We start from the raw sequence: 21977 nt of genomic DNA, 5'->3' as shown, positions 1-21977 counted from the left end.
TATCCACGGTCGTGACCGTTGCCGAGAACGACCCGTCGCCGCCGGCGACGCCCACCGCCGGGCGCGGACGGGCCGGGCTGCTGATGTTCGCCGTGTTCGCCGCCGCCCAGGCGACGATGGTGCTGGCGTCGGTGGTGGTGTTGCTGCCGTTCACCGCGGCCGATCCGGCGCTGCTCGACGACGGCGGTCTGCCGCCCTGGCCGCTGCTGACGCTGCTGGTCGTGCCGATCACGCTGGCCGCGCTCGTCGCGGTGGCCGGGACGGCGTGGCTGGGCGGCGGGCCGCGGGCCGGGCGGGCGCGGCGCGAGCTGGCGTTCCGCTGGAACTGGCGCGACCTGGGCATCGGTCTCGGGCTGGGCGCGGGCGGGCTGGCGCTCACCCTGCCCGCGGCGGCGCTGTGGGCGAGGTGGGTCGGCGACGAGCAGGCCACGTCCGCGGTCGGCGACGCGTTCGCCGGTCGTGAGCTGGGCCCGCTGCCCGCGGTGGTCGCCTTCCTCGCCGTGTGGCTCATCGCGCCCCTCGGGGAGGAGGTGCTGTTCCGGGGCGCGCTGTGGCGGGCGCTGGAGCGGTGGGGCTGGAACCGCTGGGTGGTGTTCGCGGTGACCAGCGCCGTGTTCTCCCTGGCCCACCTGGAACTGCTGCGCACCCCGCTGCTGCTGGTGCTGTCCATCCCGCTGGGCCTGGCCCGCCTGCTCACCGGCAACCTGCTCGCCTCGGTGGTGGCCCACCAGGTCAACAACTTCCTGCCCGCGGTGGCCCTGCTGCTGGTCACGACCGGCGCCCTGCCGGGGTGAGCCTGCCGGGCCGACCCCAGCCCGACCGGCCCGCCACCCGTCCCGGTGGCGGGCCGGGGCCCCGTCAGTCCTTCCAGGGCATCTCGCCGCGCATCCCCTCGTGGATGGCGTAGGCGTTCTTGACCGCCGCCTTCAGCGCGCCCTCCACCCACCGGCGGTGCCGCCGGTCGCACGCGTCGTTGGCGAACCACACCCGGTTCACCGGCCGGATGACGTCCTCGTAGAAGCCCTCGCTCATCTCGAAGGCGCGGAACAGCGGGCCGATGCCGCAGGCGTACCAGTCCAGCGCCCAGTCCTTGTAGACGCCGAACTCGAAGGTGTCCCTCGCCTCGGGGTGGATCTTGGACAGGTCCTCCAGCGCCTGCGCCACGCACTCGTCGCCGGCCAGCGGCGTGTAGGGCATGCTGTCCTGCTCCCAGCAGTAGGACGCGATCATCACGCCCTTGCGGAACCGGCGGTCCTGCCCGGCCGGCGGGTAGACCACGTTGCGGATCGCCAGGTCGGTGACGGTCAGGCCGTGGGTGATGCCGTACCCGCTCTCCCACCAGCGCTCGCTGAACTGCATGAACAGCTTGTGCGCGCGGCCGTAGTAGGTGTTGCGGATCGCGTACCACTTGTCCGAGTCGAGCCCGCTGATCTCCATGTGGCGCAGGCTGGCGAACGGGACGGTGACGATGCACTCGTCGGCGGTGACCACGTGCGACTGGCGGCCGGTCCGGTAGTGCACGCGCACGTCCTCGTCGCCCTGGTCGACGGCGTGGACCTGGGCGCCCAGCCGGATGTCGTCCATCAGCCGTTCCTCGAACGCGCGCGGCAGGCTGTCCGCGCCGTCGACGATGTAGACGAGGTCGCCGAACACGTCCTCGTAGAAGTGCGAGAACCACTCGACCAGCGAGAAGTGGTAGCGGCCCTCCAGGTTGAACAGCGGTCCGAGCATGGACAGCGCGCCGTCGCTGAGACCGCGCTCCTTGAGGTAGCCGAGCAGGGTGTACCGGTCGTAGTCCGTCAGGATCCGGTGCCACGCCTTGTCCTGGTCCTCCTGCTCCATGATGTCGACGAGCGGCTTCACCGTGTGCCGCAGCAGTTCGTGCGGCGCTTTGTCCGCCTCGTCGGGCAGCAGGTCGAAGTTGAACTGGTCGGCGCTGAAATCCCGGCGGCGCACGCCTTTTCCCTGGAGGTACACGAACGTGTCCTCGTCGTACATCGGGAACGGCTGGGTCGCCAACCCGAACCGGTCCCGGATCAGGTGCTGCACCAGGGGGTGCTGCTCGGGGAAGCGCATCGCGCCGAACTCGCCGTACATGTCGCCCGCGAACCCGCGGTGGGTCAGGATCCGGCCACCGAGCCGGTTCTGCCCCTCCAGGATGGTCACCTCGTGACCGGCCTCCTTGAGCAGCAGACCGGCGGTCAAGCCGGCCATCCCCGCGCCGACGACGACGATCCGCCGCTTCGGCGCCGAGCTTTCCGGCAAACCCTCCCGGAGCAGGTCGAGGACTTCCAGCGTCATGAGGTCACCTCACCGTTGTGCGATATCCACCGCGTACCGCGGAAATGACAGGAGAGGCGGCCATCCTCGAATATGGACCGTACTCGCGCGGATGACGGACGACCACACCCCGATGGAGTGAGCCTGGTTTACCGTGGAATAAGGAAAAAGAACGCGTGGAACGCGGTCCCGGGGTGCCGGACGGATGCGGCTGCCACCGAACGGGTCGCCGAGGTCACCCGGTCAGGTGGCGGGCGCGTTCTCGGGCCGGCCCGGGTGTTCCCGGACGGGTGACGGGGTCGCGCCGGGCGCACCCGGTCGCGACGGCGCCCCGGCCGGTCCGCGGGAAGCGGTCGGCCGGGGCGCCTGGGCCACGCCGGGGCGCGGCGGTCTAGGTCAGGACGAGCGACAGGCCGTAGGCGGCCAGGATCGGGTTGACCTCCTGGTAGAAGGTGGTCCCGCCGGTCGAGCAGTTGCCCGAGCCGCCCGAGGTCACGCCCTGGGCCTGGTTGGAGCTGAGCCACGAGCCGCCGGAGTCGCCGGGCTCGGCGCAGACGTTCGTGCGCGTCAGGTTGTAGATGGTGCCCTGCGGGTAGTTCACGGTCTGGCCGCGGGCCTGGATGTAGTTGCACCGCACGCCGGTGGTCGAGCCGGAGCGGCACACCCCGGAGCCCACCGGGACCTGCGCGGAGCCGCGCACGTAGTACCAGTAGCCGTCGTAGCCCTCCATGTAGCCCCAGAGGTTCACGCCCGCGACGGTCCGCACCCACGCGTAGTCGTAGTAGGGGAACGTGGAGCCCGCGAAGTAGCCGTAGAGCGCGCCGTACTGGTCGGTGGCCTGCGCACCGGGGGTGCCGCAGTGGCCCGCGGTGACGAAGCCGCCGTGCACGGCGAAGCCGATGGAGCACCGGCCCGCGTTGTTGATCCAGTACGGCCAGCCGCCGACGACGTCGGCGTACGGCACGGGCGAGTGGTCCTCCTCGACCACGCGCACGGCGCCGTGGACGGCCTTCGCGGTGGCGAGGAAGGACTCCACCGCCGCGTCGACCCGGTGGCGGTTGACCGTGACGACGACCGCGTTGGTCCGCACGTCGACGTACCAGCCGTTGACACCCGCCGGCGCGGCCTTGCCCGCCTGGCGGTCGATGGCCGTCTTGGCGGCGTCGAGCTGGGCGTAGGTGTGGGCGACGGGCACGACGGTGACGTCGAGGCCGGTCCTGGCGGTGGCGGCCTCACCCGCGACCGCGACCGCGAGCCTGCCGGTCGCGGGGTCGAACCAGCTGCCCGCGTACGAGGAGCCGTAGAGCTTGCGGGCGAGGAGTTCGGCGCCCCGGGCCTTCTCCTCCTGGGCCAGGCGCGTCTCGACGCCCTGGGAGGTGAGGCCGAAGTCGCGCTTCATCGCCTCGGCCATGCCGAGGGACGCGCGGGGCGCCGAGGTCGAGGAGGTGGCGGCGACCTCGGCCGGGGCGGCGGTCGCGGGCAGGGACGGGACGGCGAGGCCGACCGCGAAGACGACCGCGCCGACTAATCGGACAGTGCGTGAAGAAGTCACTTGAGCAGCCCTTTCACACCTGGGAGCAGGGGGTGCACCGGCCGTTCGCCCGGGGGGTTGGTGCGCGGAGTTCCGAGACGGGCCGGTTTCGGTATGAATAAACCAGATGATCAACCATAAGGTTACTTTCTCACTCGATGCACCCGTACCGCCGAGTCGGTGGTGTTCCCGGCGCGGCCCGAGCGGACCGACCGGCGATCGATCACCCCTGGTGACGTTCGTGCCGGGCATCGGGCGGGTAACCCCCGGGCGGACGCTCGTCCACCGTTCGCGGACGCGACACCGCCGTCCGATCGGAGCCAGGCCGGCACATCGAGGTGGAGCCTTGTCCGGTGAAGTCGGAATAACTTTCACTTCCAGCCGCGCGGACGAGGCTCACGAACCTCCACCGCGGGTGTCCGCGCCGGCCCGGGGACTGCGCGCGGGCTGGGCGATGGTGGCCGTGTTCCTCACCGCCGGCGCGGTGCTGCTGCTGGTCGCGGCGCTCGTGCTGCTCCCCTTCGCCTTCGCCGACCCCGAGGTGCTCGACGGCCCGCTGCCGTCGTGGCCGCTGCTCGCCCTGCTGGTCGTGCCACCGTCGCTGGCGGCGCTGGCCGCGCTGGTGGGCACCGTGGTGGTCGGCGCGGGCCCGAGAGCCGGGCGCGTGCGCCGCGAACTGGCCCTGCGCTGGGACCCCGTCGCCGTCAAGAAGGGCGTCCAACTGGGCTTCGGCGGCCTGCTGCTCGCGATCCCGGCCGCGGCGCTGTGGACCGCGTGGGTGGGCGACGACCAGGCCACCTCGGCCGTCGGCGAGGAGTTCACCGACCGGCTGCTCGGCCCGGTGCCCGCCCTGGTCGCGTTCGCCGCCCTGTGGCTGCTCGCCCCGCTGGCCGAGGAGGTCCTCTTCCGGGGTGTGCTCTGGCGGGCGCTGGAGCACTGGCGCTGGAACCGCTGGCTCATCTTCACCGCCACCACCGCGGTGTTCGCCGTCGCGCACCTGGAACTGCTGCGCACCCCCCTGCTGCTCCTGCTGTCGGTGCCCATCGGGCTGGCGCGGGTGTTCACCGGCAACCTGCTCACCTGCGTGGTGGCCCACCAGGTCAACAACTTCCTGCCCGCCGTGGCGCTCCTGCTCACCACCACCGGCGTGTGGTGACCGCCACCGGAATTGTCGGGGGTCGCCGATAACGTCCGCGTCGAGCGGAAGGAGGGGGACCGTGGGGGACCCGGACGAGGTGGTCGAGCGGTTGCGGCGGATCTGCCTGGCGCTGCCCGAGGCGGTCGAGGAGCCGGCGTGGCGGGGCACGCGGTGGCGCATTCGCGCCACGACGTTCGCGCACGTGCTGGAGGTCGAGGGCGGTGACCCGCCGTCGTACGCGAAGGCGGCGGGCACGGACGGGCCGGTGAGCGTGATGACGTTCCGGTCGGAGGGGGCGGAGCTGGGCGCGCTGAGGCACGCCGGTCACCCGTTCTTCTCCGTGACGTGGGCGGAGAACGTGATCGGCGTGGTGCTGGACGAGGACGTGGACTGGGAGGAGGTCACCGAGCTGGTGACCGAGAGCTACTGCGCGTCGGCGCCGCAGAAGCTGGTGGACCTGGTGCACCGGCCGGCCGAGGTCTGACGGGGCGCCGAGCCCCGGAGGCGGCACGTTCCGGGACGACCCGTGCCGCCTCCGGGGTTCCCGCTTGCCCATCCCACCGGAAGACATCTAGAGTTCTAGATGTGTCAACCGATGAGATGTCGTTGATGGCCGAGCCCGACGCGACCGGCCGGTTCGGGCGGTTCGGGGGCCGTTACCTGCCCGAGGCGCTGGTGCCCGCCGCCAAGGCGGTGGAGGCGGCGTTCCGCGAGGCGTGGTCCGACCCCGCGTTCACCACCGAGTACCACCGGCTCCTCACCACCTACGCGGGCCGCCCGACGCCGGTCACCGAGTGCGCCCGACTGTCCGGTGCGCTGGGCGTGCGCGTGTTGCTCAAGCGGGAGGACCTCGCCCACACGGGGTCGCACAAGATCAACAACGTGCTGGGCCAGGCCCTGCTCGCCCGCCGGATGGGCAAGCGCAAGCTGATCGCCGAGACCGGCGCCGGCCAGCACGGTGTCGCCTCCGCGACCGCCGCGGCGCTGCTGGGCCTGTCCTGCACCGTCTACATGGGCGAGACCGACGTGCGGCGCCAGGAGCTGAACGTCTTCCGCATGGGGCTGCTGGGCGCGGAGGTGGTGCCCGTCGCCTCGGCCACCGGCACGGGCACGTTGAAGGAGGCGACCAACGCCGCGCTGCGCGCCTGGGTCGGCGAGACCGAGGAGGCGCACTACTGCATCGGCTCCGTCATGGGCCCGCACCCCTACCCGTGGCTGGTGCGGGAGTTCCAGCGGGTGATCGGCGACGAGGCCCGCGCCCAGTGCGCCGAACTGCTGCCGGCCGCGGTGCCGGACGTGGTGGTCGCGTGCGTCGGCGGCGGGTCGAACGCGGCGGGCACGTTCGCCGGGTTCGTCGACACGCCGGCCGGGCTCGTCGGGGTCGAGGCCGCGGGCGGCAGCGCGGTCGACAAGGGCGTGCCCGGCGTGCTGCACGGGTTCACGTCCCACTTCCTCCAGGACGAGTCGCAGGTGCTCGAAGCGCACTCGATCTCCGCCGGCCTCGACTACCCCGGCGTCGGCCCGGAGCACGTGCACCTCGCCGAGACCGGGCGCGCCCGCTACCCCGGCGTCACCGACGAGCAGGCGCTGCGGGCGCTGGAGCTGGTCACGCGGTTGGAGGGCATCCTGCCCGCCCTGGAGTCGGCGCACGCCCTGGCGTGGGTGGTCGACGCCGCCGCGACCGGTGAGCTGCCGCCCGGCTCGACTGTCCTGGTCACGCTGTCCGGCCGGGGCGACAAGGACGTCCAGCAGATCAGGGAGGCCCTGCGATGAGCGTTGCCGGTGTGGCCGAACACCTCAGGGCGGCCGGCCGACCCCTGCTGGTGCCCTACGTGATGGCCGGGGTCGTGCCCGACTGGGTCGACCTGGTGCGGGACGTGGCGGCGGCCGGGGCCGACGCGGTCGAGGTCGGGCTGCCCTTCTCCGACCCGATGCTCGACGGCCCGACCGTGCAGTGGGCGGCCGCGCGGGCGCTCGAACGGGGTGGGCGGCCGCGGGCCCTGCTCGACGAGCTGGCCGGGCTCGACCTCGACGTGCCGCTGGTCGTGATGACCTACGCGAACGTGGCGACCACGCTGGTGCCGGAGCACGGGGTGGCCGGGTTCGTCGACCACCTGGCGGCGGTGGGCGTGCGGGGCGTGATCGTGCCGGACCTGCCGCTGGAGGAGTCCGCGGAGTACCGGTCGCGGGCGGCGGCGGTCGGGGTCGACGCGGTGCTGCTGGCGGCGCCCTCGTGCGACGACGACCGGTGCCGGGAGATCGCGCGGGCCTCGGCGGGGTTCGTCTACTGCATGAGTTCGATGCGCGTCACCGGCGAGCGGGACGACCTGGCCGCGAGCGCGGTGACCAACGCCCGCCGCCTCAGGGGGATGACCGACCTGCCGGTGATCACCGGGTTCGGCATCTCCACGCCCGCGCAGGCGGTCCGGGCGTGCGAGGACGCGGACGGCGTGGTGGTCGCCTCCGCGCTGGTGCGGCTGCTGGCCGACGGCGGGCCCGCCGGGGCGGTGGTCGAGGCCGTGGCCGGGTTCCGCGCCGCGCTATCCTCGGCGTCCCAGCGGAGTGAGGGAGCGCCCTGAGGTGAACGGCCGGCGGTCGGGCCTGGAGTCGCGGGTGCCCAAGTACCTCGCCATCTACCGGGTGCTGGCCGACCGGATCGCCGGAGGGCACTACCCGGCCGACGCGCCGCTGCCCGCGCAGCGGGAGCTGGTCGAGGAGTTCGACGTCTCGCTGATGACCGTCCGGCAGGCGATCCAGGCGCTGGAGGCCGACGGGCTGCTGGAGACGCGGCACGGGGTGGGCACGTTCGTCCGGGCGCCCGGCTTCTCCTACGGACTGACCGGGTTGCGGAGCCTGGCGCAGGAACTGGTGGAGCAGGGCATCGAACTGGAGACCGAGGTGCTCGGCGCGGACCTGGTCGACCCGCCCGCGGACGTGGGCGCGCGCCTGCGGGTCCCGCCGGGTGGTCGGGTGCTGGCCGTCGAGCGGTTGCGCGGCGCCGGGGGGTCGCCGCTGCTGCTCCAGACCTCGTACCTGGCGCCGGGGGTCGGGGGGCGGGTCGACGTCGAGCGGTTGCGCGAGCGGTCGCTCTACCTGGTGCTGGAGGAGCTGGGCACGCCGGTGCGGGAGGCGAGCGAGACGATCCGGGCGGTCGCGCTGACCCCGTCGCAGGCGGAGGTGCTCGGCCTGCCGGCCGGGTCGCCGGCCCTGCTCAGCTGCCGGCTCAGCCGCGGTGACGGCGGCGTCCCCCTGGTCGACGACCGCGCGCTGCTGGTCGGGGACACCGCGATCACCGCCGAGCGTGCGGCCTCGGGCACCGAGCTGTCCTACGGGCCGCCGTCCTGAACGTGCAACTCGGGGGTCCTGAACGTACGACACGGTGGGCCTGGACGTACGACTCGCGGGAGCGGCGTCACCGGCGCGGGCCGGTGCTCGAAGATGGTCTACGGCCTGTTCCGGGGTGTCTTCCGGTACGTGGTCGGTTGCTCACCACCACTCCGGAGCGGGTTTCCAGGTGGGCGCGGTCGGCCGTTGCCCCCCGGTGGTCATGTACTCGTGAGCGGCTCGGCGCACCACGTCCAGCGGGATTTCACAGTCACCTGGGAATTCGGTGCTGGCGTTCATGTAGTAGTAAAGAAGCCGTTCGACGGGATTTTCGCCCGGTCCCGACTGCCCGGCGCTGAACCACGCGTCCTGACTTTCGGCGTAGTAGAGCGCGCCATGCCCGGAGCGACCGTTGACCCCGACGTTGAGATTCGGCCGCTTCAGGTCACCGGCCACGAACAGGTCCACGATGATCCGGCCGTCCCACTCGGTCACGGCGTCCAAGACGGCGTCCAACTCGGCTGGGGTGCGAATGATCGCGGGGTCGTCGCGGTTCACGTCGTACCACGCCTCTAGGTCCACCACGGTTGCGCTCCTCCTGTGTAGCGGGTGCGAGTCCGCACCCCGGCTTCGGTGATGCCGTGCACCGTCAGTGTGGCCCCCTCTGGGAGGAGGACCGGCACGAGGGTGTCACAGCCCAAAGGACCCTTGCACGGCACATAATTTATCACCACGGTTGCATTTTTAATGCCATTCTCAGCCATGTCGGCCGCCACTTTTATCTCCACGTCTCCGGCTCGGGTTATCCTCCTGTGCAGACCCTTTTTGGCCAACTGCTGTTGCACGAGAGCGGAACGCTCGTCACGCTCGCTCACGACCTTCTGAGCCTGACCGTCCGGGCCGATCCACCACCCGTGCGTCTTCTGCCCGGTGTTGGACACCACGGGTGGTGGCAACTCCCGCCGTAGCTGTTCGATGCGTTCGGGTGGGATGGCGGGCGGGTCGTTGGGTTCAGACTCGTCGGTTGGAGGTGGCTGCGTCGGGGGCGGTGCGGGCCGTTGAGGGGTCGGGGTTGGGTCGGGGATGCCTGTCGCCAGGTGGTTCGCGTATCCCCGGGCGGCTTTCACGGCCTCGTTGAGCAGCGGCCAGTAGTGGCCCTTGCAGGCATCCGCCACCCCGGCCAAGGCTGACAGCACGCGTGCCCCGTCCGCTTCGAAGCGTCGCGCGCCCTCCCACGCGCGAGCGAGCATGTCGTGTGCCTCCTGGGCCAGGTCTTCCGCCTGTTCGAGCGCGGTCCGCGCCTGCTCGCCCTTCGCGCACGCGGCCCTGACCTGTGCCGCCACCTCTCGGGTTAACGCCACCGCCGCCCCCTTCCCCTGCCGCGCGAGCGTGGCACAGGGCACCGACAAGCCACCGACAAGCCGGGACCCGCCAAGGGGCCACGGGTACGGCGCGGTGGGTCTGGACGTACGACTCGCGCCGGGGCGTCAGGGGGTGGTGGCGTCCAGCCAGGCCCGGTGGGCGGCGGCTCGGGTGAACTCGCGGACGTGGAGGCCGGCTCTCAGCCAGGCCAGCGGGAAGGCGTCGCCCGCGTCGCGGACGACGCGGCCGAACGCGTCGCGCTCGCGGTCGCGCGAGGTGGCGGCGAGGTCGGCCAACAGGTCGGCGGTGGTGGTCAGGCCGTTGGCGGTCAGGGTGGTCACCTCGCGGGAGGTCGACGACACCGCGGCCACCGCTCGGCCACCCAGGGCGATGCGGTGCAGCACGTTCGCCAGGGGGCGCAGCGGGGGTGGGGTCCGGCTGGCGGGGGTCAGGGTGGGGTTGGCGTTCGGTGGGGGTGGGGTTGCCGGCTCGTGGGCGTGGCTGCCCAGGTGGGAGTGCTGGAGGCGGTCCAGGCCCAGGTCCACGTGGTGGCGCAGGTCGGTGGGCAGGTCCAGGTCGCCGGACACGGCCAGGGCGGTGGCGGTGCCGGGGCGGTCGGGCAGCAGGCGGGCCACGACCTTGAGGCGCAGGCCGGTCGCGGTCGACAGGACGCGCAGGTTGTCGTGGGCGCGGTCGCCCGCGCCGATCAGGTCCACCCGGGCGTCGCCCACGGCCACGCTCAGGGCCGGGCCCGTCGGACCCAGCACGGTGGCGTCGAGGAACAGCAGGTCGGCGGCTGCCGGGCGGTGGGTGTCGGGGTGGGTGCGGGCGTGGTGGGCGCGGTCCACCTGGTCGGTCAGGGGCCGGGTCCACAGGGTGGCCAGGGGTGGCTCGTCCCAGGCCGCGCCGGTGGCGGCCACCGCGCGGACCGCCTTGCCCGCGCCCAGCCGGTGGTCCGGTGACGCCGTGCCGCCGGACAGCAGGAGGCCCGCGCGGCCCAGCTGCCGGTGGGTCAGGCCGGATTCGCCGACGGCGACCGGTCCGCCGGCGGCGGCCGCGACGCGTTCGGGTCCGCCGGGGGTGATCGCGGGGACCGTCCACAGTCGACCGGTGTCGTCCACCAGGTGCGTGACCACGCCGCCGTAGCCGGAGGTCGCCACCACCGGTTCGGTGCACAGGCCGTGCAGGCGCAGGGCACCGATCGGGTGGTACTCGCGTCGCGCCGTGCCGCGCAGTTCGGCCGGATCGCCGGTGCCGCTGGCGGTGCCGGTGCCGGTGCCGGTGCGCAGGTCGTGGCACAGGAGCATCAGCTCGACCAGGTCGGCGGTGAGCACCTCGCGGTCGAAGGACGAGTCGCCGGTGCGGGCCGCGGCCAGGGACGAGGCGATGCGCAGGCCGGTGGTGGCGGCCCGGTGCAGGCCGGTCACGCGTCCGGTGTGGACGGCCCGCAGCAGTTCGGCCCGGACCACCGCGCCGCTGCCGGTCGCGCCGGAGCGCAGGATCGTGGCGCACGCCTGCCAGAGCGCGGTGGCCGCCTGCCGCTCGGCCTCGGTCACCGGGGAGGGGGACGGTGAGGAAGTGGAGGGCGGTGAGGGAGCGGGGGAAGGCGAGGAAGCAGTAGCGGGATCGGGGGCGGGATCGGGGGCGGTGGAGGTGGCTGGAGGTGTGGGGGCGGCGGGAGCCGGAGCCGGCGGCGGGGTGTCCGGTTCGGCGATGTCGGCCGCGGCCACCGCGATGCCGCGGTGCAGGCACTTCGGCGCGAGCAGGCAGGAGCAGACCAGGTCGGCCGCGGCGGTCAGGACGCCGTCGCGCAGGGTCCAGGTGAGGGTGGTCTCCGGGTCCAGTTCGGCGCGGGCGGTGTCCGGGGAGCCGGTCACCGTCCACGAGGCGGTCCTGTCCAGGGCCGCGTCCACGCGCTTGCGCAGGCGCGGCGGCAGCGCGTCGAGCACGTCCGCCACCACGACGGGCGCCACCGGCGGCAGGGTCGTTCCCGGGGTCATCCGCGCACCTTCTCCCCCACCCAGCGGGCCAGTTCCGCCGGGCTCAGCGCGGCCACCGGCATCCCGGCCGCCACGAGCGCGCCGGCCACGGACGCCGAGTACCGCGCGACGCCCGTGTCGTCCAGGCTCGCACACCCCAGCACGGTCACGCCGGAGGCCACCAGGTCCCGCACCTGCGCGACCAGCGGCGCGACCGGCCCGCCCTCCTCGAAGTCGCTGATCAGCACCACCATCGTCCGCTCCGGCACGGTCACCAGGGTCCGGGCGTGCCGCAGCGCGCCCGCGATGTGCGTGCCGCCGCCCACGCGCACCTCCAGCAGCAGGGACAGCGGGTCGGCCACCCGCTCGCTCAGGTCCACCACCTCGGTGGAGAAGGCCAGGAACCTCGTCGACAGCGCGGGCACCCCGGCGAACACCGACGCGGTCAGCGCCGCCCACACCGTGGACGCCTCCATCGACCCGGACACGTCCACCACGAGCACCAGCCGCCAGTCGGCCGACTTGCGGCCGCGCGTGCGGAACACCGGCCGCTCCGGCACCACCAGCACCCGTCCCGAGGCGTCCCGGCGCGCGGTGGCCAGGTTGGCGCGCACCGTGCGCGGCAGGTCGAGGCCGCCGCCCGGCCGGCGGGTCGGGGTGGGCAGCCGCAGGCCGGTCAACGCGGGCCGCACCCGGTTGGCCAGCTGCGCGGTCAGCTCCCGGACCAGCCGCGCCACCAGGGGCCGCAGCCGGGCCACGGCGCCCTCCGACAGGCCGCCCGCCAACGACAGCACGGTGCGCAGCAGCTCCACCGAGGGGCGCACCGACCCGGGGTCGATCTCCAGGGCCGCCTCCAGGCGACCGCCTTCCGCGGCCGCGGCCAGCACCTCCTCGCGGACGCCCTCGCCGAACAGCTCCCGCAGCTCCTCCGACCACTCCCGGACGTCCGGGAAGGGGGTCGAGCGGTCCGCGCCGAGGTCGCCGCCGAGCGCGCCCTCGCCCCGGTCCGCCCCGTACAGCTCGTCCAGCGCCGCCGCGTAGCGCGCCGCGCCCGCCGGCCGTTCGCCGCGCGCGCCGAGCACCAGCCGCCACCGCACCGCCACCGGCAGGCCGGTGGGATCGGCCACCGCGGCGGGCGGCCCGGCGACCGGTTCGTCCACAGCGGACCGCGGCGACCCCAGGCCGTGCGCCAGCAGGGCCCGCGCCCCGGCGCGCTCGGCCTCCAGCCAGGTCGCGAGCAGTTCGGGGTCGGGCGCGCCGAGCCGGTCGACCGCCGAGCCGGTCCGCTCCTCGACCACCGCGAGCACCCGGGCCCGCGCGGCGGGGCCGATCGAGGTGAACGCGCCGCGCAACGCGGGCAGCCGGTCCAGGAAGTCCTGGTCCGCCAACCGCTCCACCCGTTCCACCAGGCCCTCCAGCGCCTCGGGTGTCTCCAGCAGCGACCCGGCCGCCGCGAGGACGCCGGTCAACGCCCGCCGCAGCACGTCCCGCCGCTGCGGCGTGGTCGCACCGTCCACCCAGGACGCGATCCGCTCGCCCAGCGCGGCCGGCGGCAGCAGGCCCAGCAGGACCCGGGCCGCGCCCGCCGCGCCGGCGATGAGCGGCGCGCCCTCGTCGGCCAGCCGGCGCAGGCCCGCCGCGAGCCGCAGGCCGGCGCCGTGGGCGTCGTGCCGCTGCCCCAGTTCCACCAGCGCCCGCGCGTCCTCGGGGTCCTCGGACCCGGCCAGCCCGTCGAGCAGGCCGACCGCCGTGGTCTCCAGCTCCCGCGCCAGCAGCGGGTGCGCGTCGAGCACGTCGCCCGGGGTGCCGGGCAGGTGGCCCGCGCGCAGCCGGTCGAGCAGGTCCAGGGCCGCCAGCAGCTCCCGCAGGGTCGCCGCCGACGGCAGCGTGGTCGCCACGTCCGCGAGCAGGTCCCCGACCAGGTCGGGCAGGCCGCAGGCGGCCGCGTCGGACAGGTCCGCCAGCACGTCGGCGGGGGTGGGCCCGCCGCGCTGGTCGCGTTCGGCCCGGCGGGCGCGCAGCCGACCGCGCGCGGCCCGCTCCAGGGTCGCGCCCCACAGGCCGGCCACCGGCAGCGTCGCCGCCGTCGCCGGGGTCCACGTCGCCGTCCACCGCGTGGTCAGCGCGTCACCGCCGCCGACGCCGGTGGTCGCGGTCCCGGTCGCGTAGCTCACGCCCAGCACCGCGAGCCGCCGCAGCGCCACCTCGCGCCGGGCGTCCAGCGCCGAGCGCAGCGGGTCCAGCCGCAGCACGGCCGGCTCCCGCGAACCAGGACCGGGCAGCCGCAGGGACGACAGCAGGTCCTCGACCGCGGGCGCCAGGCCGGACCTGGGCGTGCCGGGGGCGAGCAGGCCGGTGCGGTGACCGACCAGCACGTCACCGGCCGCGCGCGCCACCACGCGCCCACGCCCCAGCGGTTCGGCGTGGGTGAGCACGGTCTGCACCGCCTCGACCACCTCGCCGCGACCGGGCGCGGGCAGCCCGCGCAGCCGGGCCAGGTCGGTCGCCAGCCGCAGGGCTTCGCGGGCCTCCCCCGGGCCGGCGGGGTGGCCCAGTTCCCGGGTGCGGGCGCAGATCCGCACGATCACCGCCGCCGCGGCCGCCTCCACCGCGGCCGGGTCGCCGGCCGCCTCCAGCACGGCCTGCTGCCACTCGGGGTCGCGGATGCCCGCCGGGTAGCCGGAGCGCTCGTCGAGCAGCGCGAAACCGTAGGGCACCAGGGAGGTGACCACCTCGGAGACCGGTGGTCCCGGCGTCTCGTCGAGGGGACCGCCCAGCAGGGCCGGGGCGTGGAAGGAGCCGATCACGGCGGCGCAGCGCCGGTCGCCCACCCCCGCCACCTCGCGCCGCATCCACGCCTCGCGGCGCAGGTCGAACGGGTCGACCCCGGTGGCCGCCGCGTCCTCGCGCAGCGCCCAGCCGACCAGCAGCGCGGCCCGCCGCACCGCCTCGGCGGTCTGGCCGGGCGCCGCCGTCTCGACCAGCCGGTCCCACAGGTCGTCGCCGTCGCGGCCGGTGGTGGCCCGGCGCAGCGCCTCGGTCAGCGGCGACGCGCCCCGCTCGCCGCGCCGGTGCCCGTCGCCGCGCAGCGCCAGCGGCAGGTCGCACGGCCGCACCTCGACGCCGTTGCGGAACGCCCACCGGATCGCGGCCAGCTCCGGGGAGAAGTCCGCGAACGGGTAGAACGCGAGGTCGCCGCCGTCGCGCGCGGCGCCGGACAGCGCGACCGGCGCCACCAGGTCGGGCGCAGCCAGGTGCGGCAGCCACTCCCCCAGCTCTGCGGGCAGCTCGACCAGCAGCACCTCCGGCGCGCACGCCTCCAGCAGGGCGGGCACCACCGCCGCCAGCGCGGGCGAGTGGTGCCGCACCCCGATCAGGAACGGCGCGCGGTGACCGGCCAGCCGGTCGACGACCTCAGGAGTCGAGGACATCGCGCAGTTCCCACAGCCGCCGCCAGGCGCGGGCCCCCGACTCGGCCCGCCGCCGCACCGCCCCGTCCCAGTAGCCGAGCAGGCGGGCCGCGTCGCCGGGGTCGTCCTTGCGCACCACGCCCAGCAGGTGCCCCGGCAGCAGCGACAGCGGGTCGCGGTCGCCGGGGAAGTACGCGTCGGCCAGGCCCAGCGAGGTCGCCACCGACACCGCCTCGGCCGTGCTCATCACGGTGGAGGGCCGCTCGACCGCCCAGCCCTCCTCCGACACGCCGTTGCGCAGGTCGCGGAAGGCGGTCACCAGCGCCTCCAGCACCACGTCGTCCACCGCGAACGGCGCGCCGACGCGCTCCAGCGCCGCCCCGGCCTGCCGGCGCACCAGCGCGGTCTCCGCGGCCAGGTCGCCGATGGGCCCGACCGCCTCGAAGTTGAACCGCCGCTTGAGCGCGGCCGACATCTCCGACACGCCCCGGTCCCGCAGGTTCGCGGTGGCGATCACGGTGAAGCCGGGCGCGGCGTCCACGGCCGAGGCGTCGGTGCCGGACAGCTCGGGCACCGCGATCCGCCGGTCGGACAGGATCGACACCAGCGCGTCCTGCACCTCGGGCAGGCAGCGGGTGATCTCCTCGACCCGCACCACGCCGCCGGTGCGCATCGCGGTGAGCACCGGCGAGGGCACCAGCGCCCGCGGGCTGGGCCCCTCGGCCAGCAGCAGCGCGTAGTTCCAGCCGTAGCGGAGCTGGTCCTCGGTGGTGCCCGCGGTGCCCTGCACGACGAGCCCGCTGTTCCCCGACACGGCGGCGGCCAGCAGCTCCGACAGCATCGACTTGGCCGTGCCGGGTTCGCCGACGAGCAGCAGGCCGCGCTCGCCGGCGAGGGTGACCACCGCCCGCTCCACCAGGGCGCGCTCGCCCACGAACTTGGGGCTGATCAGCAGGCGCGCGGGCAGCCCGGCCACCGGTCGCGGCAGCGCCAGCGCGCCGCCGCTGCCCATGACGAAGGTGACCGCGGCCCTGGGGGTGAGCCGCCAGCCCGGCGGTTTCGGGCCGTCGTCGAAGGCCGCCAGGAACGCCAGTTCCTCGCGGTGGGCGTCCTCGGCGGGTTCGACCTGCCTCGGTCCGGTCCTCGGGGACCCGCTCTGCTGGGTGGCGGTCACCGGCGTCCTCCGGTCTTGAGCTCTTCGTAGGCGGGCGCGTCGCCGTCGAGCACCCGGCGCCACGCGCGGGCGAACAGGTCGGCGATCGGTTCGCGGGGCGCGATGACGCCCGGCGGGGTGGCGGTGAAGCCGAACAGCGGGGCCTTCCACGCCTCCAGCGGCAGGTGGGGCGCGCCGAGCGCGAGCCACCCGCCGGGCAGGAACAGCGAGCGCCCGGCGCGGGCGCGCTTCGCGGTCAGCACCAGGTCGGTGGACGCCAGGGCGGCGCGGGCGGCGCGCAGCCGGGCGGGTTTCCACCCGGTCCAGCGGACCACGTTCGCGTCGGTCGGGTCGGGCAGCGCCAGCAGCTGGAGGTACAGCGCGGCGGCGTCCTCGGGCAGGTCGAACCTCGCCGCGACCTCCCCCACCAGCGTCGGCGCGGACACGGTCGGGTCCTGGAAGCAGGCGGCCGGGTCGACGTGGCCGGGCGCGGTCGCGGAGCAGGCCGCGGTGAGGCCGTCGTCGGCGAGCAGGTCCAGCGCCCACAGCACCTCCCGGTCCCCGGTGATCTCCACCAGGGCGGCCAGCACGTCGCGGTCCTGCGGCTGGAGCAGACCCGGGCGCACCACCAGCCGGCAGTGGTAGGAGCTGTGGCCGATCACGTCGAGCCAGTCGCGGTACCGGTGGGCCACCTTGTCCTCCGGCACGTCCATGCCCAGCAGGGCGCGCACGGCGTCGGTGGAGCTCCACGAGCTCAGGTTGACGGCGAAGCCCGGGTGGGCGACGCGCCGCCGGGTCAGCTCCAGGGCCTCGGGCAGCCGGGCGCGCAGCGGCGAGCCGACCGGGAGCCGCTGCGCGAGCCACAGCAGCACCTGCGGCACCGCGACCAGCGCCGGCTGGTGGAACCCGCCGCGGTCGTGGCCGACCAGCTCCCCGCCCTCCAGCCGCAGCTCGGCGTCGGTGGTCAGCCACGGGGTGCGGTCGGGGTTGACCACCCCGGTGACGTACTCGGCCACCTCGCGCACGCCCACCTGCTTGACCGCGTCCACCAGCACGTCGTCCGGCACGGGCGCGCGGTAGCCGTGCTCGTCGGTCCACACCCGCGCGACCGCGTCCACGTCCGGGCCGCGCGTCCACAGCTCGGCCGGGTCCGCGGGCACGGCGGCGGCCACCAGGCGGCGGCGGTAGGTGGTGTCCAGGCGGCCCAGCCGCGCCTTGGCGGCCTTCGCGCCGGCCGCGGACAGCTCCAGCAGCCGCCGGTGCCCGGCGTCCAGGTAGTTGGCCTCCCAGCCGGCGACGCCGGGCATCCCGGCCAGCAGCACGGTGGCCTCGGCGGTGCCCAGGCCGGTGCGCTCGACCAGCGCGGGCACGGCCTCCGGGAGCCACGGCGCGGGGCCGTGCTCGGCCAGCGCGTCGAGGGACCGGCGGAGCCGCTCGCCGCCGAACGGCGCGCGCACCTCGTCGGCGTGTTCGAGCTGCCAGCCGGCGGGCAGCTCGTAGCGGCCGGGGGTGCGGGTGAGCTGGAGGCCGGTGAAGCGGCTGCCCGGCTCGGAGCGCCACTGCGACTCCAGCGGGGCGATGAACCCGTCGCCGACCGGGACGACCCGGCGGTGGACGACCGCGTCGCCGGGCGGCACCACCACGTGGACCACGCGCCAGTGGCCGTCGGCCAGGCCGCTGTCGGCCAGGTGCCGCAGCACCAGCACGAGGGCGTCGCGGTGCTCGTCGGGGGTCAGCGGCGACGCGACGCGGTGGACCAGCGCGCCGAGGTCGGGCAGCGCGTGGAACCAGTCCGGGCTGTGCGCCTCGGGCAGCGAGCCGGCCGCCGGTCGGGCGGCGGCCTCCCCGAGGGCGGCGATCAGGGCGGGCAGCGTGGTCGGCACGGCCCCGCTCGACCGGTGGGAGCGGCGACCGCCGAACCAGTCGAGCGCGGCGTGCAGGTCCTGCTCGGTGACCTCCGGGCCGGTCGGCGCGGCCTCGGGCCGCACCGCGCGGGCGGCGGCGGCGATCTCGCCGTAGCCGCGGTAGGAGTCCAGGAGGTCCGCGGCCCGGCGCACCAGGTCCGCGATGCCCGTGACGAGCCCGGGGTGGGTGAGGCCGGGCAGCGCCTTGACGACCGCCGCGGACAGCTCGTCGCGCTCGCCCCGCACCAGGGCCGTCAACCGCTGGCGGATCGTGCGCTTGCCGGTCCCGCCCTCCACCGCCGCCGCGGCGAGCAGGTCGTCCACCGCCCGCCTGGTCACCGCGCGCAGCGCGGCGGACCCGGCCTCGTCGCGCGGCCTCAGCAGGTGCCACCAGTCCCGGGGCGGGACCAGCGGCGTGCCCGCCGCGAACCTCGGGTGGCAGCCGCCCGCGGACACCGTGCCGAGCACGGCGCCGTCCTCGGCCAGCAGCGAGACCGAGTCGCGGCCCCCGCTCAGCACCACGTCCGCGCCGGGCAGCCGGAGCAGGCCCGTCGGGCGAGTGGTGCCCGCGGGCAGCCGCGCGCGGCGGCCGTCCACGCCCTCGCCGGTCCACGACCGGTCGGCCTCCCGGCGCAGGCGCCAGCCGTGCAGGCCGTCGGCCGCGCCGAGCGGGCTGCCGGCGGTGGCGGGCGTCGCGGGGCGCAGGTCGCAGTCGGCCAGTTGGAGTTCGGCGCCGTCGGCGGCGAAGTCCTCCAGGAACCGGGGCAGGCTGACCCGGCCCAGCTCACCGGTCGCCGGGTCGACCTCGCGCCAGCGCCAGTCCCGGTCGTGGTGCTGGGTCCACACGCCGACGCCGTCGCCGTGGGCCTCCTGCGACGTCGGCAGCTGCGTGTCGCCGGGGCGCACGGCCCGGCGCCCGGCGAAGCGGGCGCCGCCGGCCAGGGCGATCGACGGCAGGGGCAGGTCGCGGCGGTGGTGGTAGTGGTAGCGGCCGTCGTCGTGCTTGATCACCCGGTCCGGCGCGTCGCTCCAGTAGGCCAGCTCGCCGTCGGGGCCCTGCCAGCGCACCAGCAGGACGCCGTCGAACCAGGACGCGGTCGGCTCGAACGACCACCGGTGGCGGGCGTCGGGCGGGATGCGCGCGACGTGCTCGGCCAGCACCCCGTCCGGGCCCACCACCACGAAGGTCTCGCCGGCGCGCAGCACGAGCGCCGGCCACCCCTCGCCGCAGGCGGTGAGCGCCTGGCCCTTCGGCACGGAGGGCTCCAGCCGGGCGACCGCCTCCTCCAGCGCGGGCCAGCCCAGCTCGTCGAACAGGCCGGCGCGCAGGGTCCGGTGCAGGGCGGCGGCGACGTCGGTGGCGGCGATCGACTCGGCCGCCTCGGGCACGTCCGCGAACGCCTCGGGCAGCCGCAGCACGGCCAGCCGGTCCAGGTGCCGTTCGAGGTCGGGCAGGTTGGTGGCGGAGACGGCCGCGGCGCGGGAGGTGAGCAGTTGGCGCAGCGCGGCGCGCAGGCCGGGCACGGCGGTGGCCGACCGCAGCACCTCCGGCCCGACCACGCTGGGCCGGGCGTGGTTGCGGGCGTGCTCGGCCAGGCCCTCGCCGAGGGCGGCGCCGAACCGGTCGGACGCGGCCAGCGCGGTCAGGTCCCGGCGACCGGGCTCCTGGTCGGCCAGCCACCCGGTCACGTCGAACCGCACCTCGTCGCGCTCGCCGTGCGCGACGGGCACGCCGCGGGAGACCAGCAGGTCCAGCAGGTCCAGCTCGCCCTGCCGCCAGTAGCGCAGCACCTTCACCGGCACGGCGTCGGCGACGAGCCGGTCGGCCATCCGCCCGACCAGGTCCAGCAGCCGCTGCGAGCGGCCGACCGCGCGCCAACCGCCCGACCGGACGCCGACCACCGACGACAGCCACCCGGCGGGGTCGGCGGGCACCTCGCCGGCGGGTCCGGTGAGCGCGGCGGTCGCGCCGCAGGCGTCGAGGACGTCGAACCAGGTGTCCAGCGCGGCGGTCGAGTCGGGCACGAACGCCAGCAGCCGGGCGCGCACCTCGGCGTCGCCCTTCGCGACGGCGACCAGGGAGTCCCGGTAGGACTTCCAGAACCCGGCGCCCGCGCGGTTGATCGCGGAGCTGTCCAGGACGGCGCGCAGCAGCCGCTCGTCCTCGGCGCGCGGGGTGCGCTTGGCGGCCTTGGCCAGCCGCCGGAGGTCCTCGGGCATACCGGTGTAGGGCGGGAGGCCGCCGCGCGTGCGCTCCACGCACAGGGTGAGGAACAGCTCGTAGGCGTCGTCGGGGTCGTGCTTGCGGGCCAGGCCCTTCGCGTGCGCGGACAGCGCCTTGGCGGTCAGCGCGCCGGCGAAGGCGAACTCCAGGAACACCTCGCGGATCCGCGCGGGGTCCACCGCGAGGTCGTGCACCTCCTCGGCCTCCCGCGCCTTGCCGAACATGCTCGCCGCGTAGGTGGGGTTGCCGTGCTGGAGGAAGATCCGGCCCGCCTGCTCGTAGAAGGTGGGCAGGAAGTGCGGCGCGGAGCGGCCGAGCATGTCGCCCAGCGCGGTGAAGCCGTCCTTGGCCGCGCCCGCGCGGGACTTCGCGGTGCGGGCCAGGCGCTCCACGTCCTTGACGAGGTTGAGCGCGTGGTGGGCGTTGGCCGGGTCGTGCACCAGGGCCCAGGCGGGGAAGCCGAGCGCGCTGCGCCGCCCGGTGCCCACGCCGGTGACGCGCCCCGGTTCCCCGAAACCGAGGTACTCGCAGGTCAGGTCCTCGGCCCGGCCCAGCACGGCCGGGGTCAGCCGGACCACCACGCGGTCGTCGAGCGCCGGGTGGGTGTAGTGGCGGGCGGTGACGGTGTCGCGGTCGTCGCCCGCGGTGTCGGCGCCGGGCAGCACGGCCCCGGCGTTGATCAGCGCCTTGTCGTCGGACATCACGCCACCGCCGCTTCCTCGACCACTCGCCCGGCGTGGATCGCCGAGGCCATGCGCATCCCCTCGGACCACGCGACCGGTCCGACGTCGGGCAGCGCCAGCGCGGTTCCGTCCTCCAGCGCCCAGCGCAGGTCGCCGGTCCAGGTCTCGCCCTCGGGGTAGTCCGAGCCGAGCCAGTAGCGGGCCTCCACCACGCGGCCGTCCTCGAACGCGGCGTAGACCGCGTCACCGCCGCGCACCGGGTAGCCGAGCGTGCGGCACCGGCCGAGTGCGTGGTTGAGCTGCTCGAACTTCCCGCCCGCGTAGTCGTCCACGGACCGCTTGCCGGCCAGGTCCGCCGGGCGGGCGAAGGTCTGCCGGAACAGCTGCTGCGCCTTCTGCTCCACGCCCAGCTCCGCGCCGAACTCGCGCAGCTCGTCGAGGTCGTCCAGCAGCACCGGGTGCGGGATGCGCACCGCCTCCGGTCGCGTGCGGACGGTGTCGCCGTCGAGGGTGACCAGGCCGAGGCCCCGGTCCGGGTCGGCGTCGCGCAGGAAGCCGACCTCGTCGTCCGCGGTGACCACGAGGTCGCGCAGCGCGCCCGCCCACGCGGTGTCCGCCCAGACCTCGGCGATGAGCGCGGTGGGCACGGGCAGCGACCGGACCATCCAGCCGTCCACAGCGGACAGGCACTCGGCCTCGTGGCGCGCCAGCCACTCGGCGAGCTGCCGCAGCTGGACCACCCGCGGGTCCTCCTTGAGCGAGGCCGGCACGGAGGAGAGCAGCTTGCCCTTGCCGTTGCGGCACTGGACGCGCCCGTTCTCCCCCAGCCTCACCTGGTACCCGGACGCGGCGTCGAGCCAGCCCACGGTGTCCTCCTGCGAAGTCGTCCTCGGTGTGTTGGCGGGGAGGCTAGCGACGGGGTCCGACAAAACGATCAGGAGGACGGGTTCGCAACCTCGTCGTGACCGGTCGGGGGCCGGTGGGGAGTC

General features: G+C 75.2%; 15 protein-coding genes. 6 read left to right on the top strand and 9 right to left on the bottom strand.

All coding sequences use genetic code 11. The features are described from left to right. Window positions 1–11 precede the first annotated feature (11 nt). On the top strand, window positions 12–794 hold the full coding sequence (locus ACFP3R_RS01285; RefSeq protein ID WP_380631896.1) for a CPBP family intramembrane glutamic endopeptidase: 783 nt from the start codon (window positions 12–14) through the stop codon (window positions 792–794). 64 nt (window positions 795–858) lie between these two features. Here the strand turns inward: ACFP3R_RS01285 and ACFP3R_RS01280 are convergent, their stop codons facing one another. Together ACFP3R_RS01280 and ACFP3R_RS01275 are read right to left on the bottom strand one after the other, a co-directional pair. Then, window positions 859–2301: a flavin monoamine oxidase family protein gene (locus ACFP3R_RS01280; RefSeq protein ID WP_380631894.1), complete on the bottom strand. Its 1443-nt coding sequence runs from the start codon at window positions 2299–2301 to the stop codon at window positions 859–861. Between the two features lie 370 nt (window positions 2302–2671). Continuing rightward, window positions 2672–3832 (bottom strand): S1 family peptidase, encoded by a 1161-nt coding sequence (locus ACFP3R_RS01275; protein WP_380631892.1) that lies wholly within the window; start codon window positions 3830–3832, stop codon window positions 2672–2674. A gap of 394 nt (window positions 3833–4226) precedes the next feature. On the opposite strand from ACFP3R_RS01275, the gene ACFP3R_RS01270 reads away from it, so the two are divergent. From ACFP3R_RS01270 to ACFP3R_RS01250, 5 genes are all read left to right on the top strand, one after another. Beyond that, on the top strand, window positions 4227–4967 hold the full coding sequence (locus ACFP3R_RS01270) for a CPBP family intramembrane glutamic endopeptidase (protein ID WP_380631890.1): 741 nt from the start codon (window positions 4227–4229) through the stop codon (window positions 4965–4967). Between the two features lie 61 nt (window positions 4968–5028). After that, window positions 5029–5433 carry an MmcQ/YjbR family DNA-binding protein gene (locus tag ACFP3R_RS01265; RefSeq protein WP_380631888.1) on the top strand — a complete coding sequence of 135 codons (405 nt, stop codon included), beginning with the start codon at window positions 5029–5031 and terminating at the stop codon, window positions 5431–5433. 116 nt (window positions 5434–5549) lie between these two features. Beyond that, the gene (trpB, locus tag ACFP3R_RS01260; RefSeq protein ID WP_380632121.1) at window positions 5550–6722 is read left to right on the top strand and encodes a tryptophan synthase subunit beta; all 1173 of its coding nucleotides are present in this window, start codon (window positions 5550–5552) and stop codon (window positions 6720–6722) included. Then, window positions 6719–7528: a tryptophan synthase subunit alpha gene (trpA, locus tag ACFP3R_RS01255; RefSeq protein WP_380631887.1), complete on the top strand. Its 810-nt coding sequence runs from the start codon at window positions 6719–6721 to the stop codon at window positions 7526–7528. Before trpB ends, trpA begins: the two co-directional genes overlap by 4 nt. Before the next feature lies 1 nt (window position 7529). After that, window positions 7530–8294, top strand: a complete 765-nt coding sequence (locus ACFP3R_RS01250; protein ID WP_380631885.1) for a GntR family transcriptional regulator — start codon at window positions 7530–7532, stop codon at window positions 8292–8294. A 141-nt stretch (window positions 8295–8435) separates the two neighbouring features. Here the strand turns inward: ACFP3R_RS01250 and ACFP3R_RS01245 are convergent, their stop codons facing one another. The 7 genes from ACFP3R_RS01245 to ACFP3R_RS01215 all read right to left on the bottom strand — a co-directional run bounded on the left by ACFP3R_RS01245 (window position 8436) and on the right by ACFP3R_RS01215 (window position 21854). Continuing rightward, entirely contained in the window at window positions 8436–8858 is a 423-nt protein-coding gene (locus ACFP3R_RS01245; RefSeq protein WP_380631884.1) for an Imm1 family immunity protein, read from the bottom strand. Further along, window positions 8846–9634, bottom strand: a complete 789-nt coding sequence (locus tag ACFP3R_RS01240) for a DddA-like double-stranded DNA deaminase toxin (protein ID WP_380631882.1) — start codon at window positions 9632–9634, stop codon at window positions 8846–8848. The genes ACFP3R_RS01245 and ACFP3R_RS01240 overlap by 13 nt, the downstream gene beginning before the upstream one ends. 126 nt (window positions 9635–9760) lie before the next feature. Continuing rightward, window positions 9761–11635: a hypothetical protein gene (locus ACFP3R_RS01235; RefSeq protein ID WP_380631880.1), complete on the bottom strand. Its 1875-nt coding sequence runs from the start codon at window positions 11633–11635 to the stop codon at window positions 9761–9763. Then, window positions 11632–15045, bottom strand: coding sequence for a DUF5682 family protein (locus tag ACFP3R_RS01230; RefSeq protein ID WP_380631878.1), 3414 nt, complete (start codon window positions 15043–15045; stop codon window positions 11632–11634). Before ACFP3R_RS01230 ends, ACFP3R_RS01235 begins: the two co-directional genes overlap by 4 nt. Beyond that, entirely contained in the window at window positions 15029–16198 is a 1170-nt protein-coding gene (locus ACFP3R_RS01225) for an ATP-binding protein (RefSeq protein WP_380631876.1), read from the bottom strand. The genes ACFP3R_RS01230 and ACFP3R_RS01225 overlap by 17 nt, the downstream gene beginning before the upstream one ends. Beyond that, window positions 16195–21006: a hypothetical protein gene (locus ACFP3R_RS01220; RefSeq protein WP_380631874.1), complete on the bottom strand. Its 4812-nt coding sequence runs from the start codon at window positions 21004–21006 to the stop codon at window positions 16195–16197. The genes ACFP3R_RS01225 and ACFP3R_RS01220 overlap by 4 nt, the downstream gene beginning before the upstream one ends. Continuing rightward, window positions 21006–21854, bottom strand: a complete 849-nt coding sequence (locus ACFP3R_RS01215) for a DUF4132 domain-containing protein (RefSeq protein ID WP_380631872.1) — start codon at window positions 21852–21854, stop codon at window positions 21006–21008. Before ACFP3R_RS01215 ends, ACFP3R_RS01220 begins: the two co-directional genes overlap by 1 nt. Window positions 21855–21977: the final 123 nt, after the last annotated feature.

Source organism: Saccharothrix lopnurensis (genome assembly GCF_042658445.1).
Lineage (GTDB): Bacteria > Actinomycetota > Actinomycetes > Mycobacteriales > Pseudonocardiaceae > Actinosynnema > Actinosynnema lopnurensis.
Note: the sequence above shows the minus strand (reverse complement) of the source record. Positions and strands in the feature narration are given on the sequence as shown.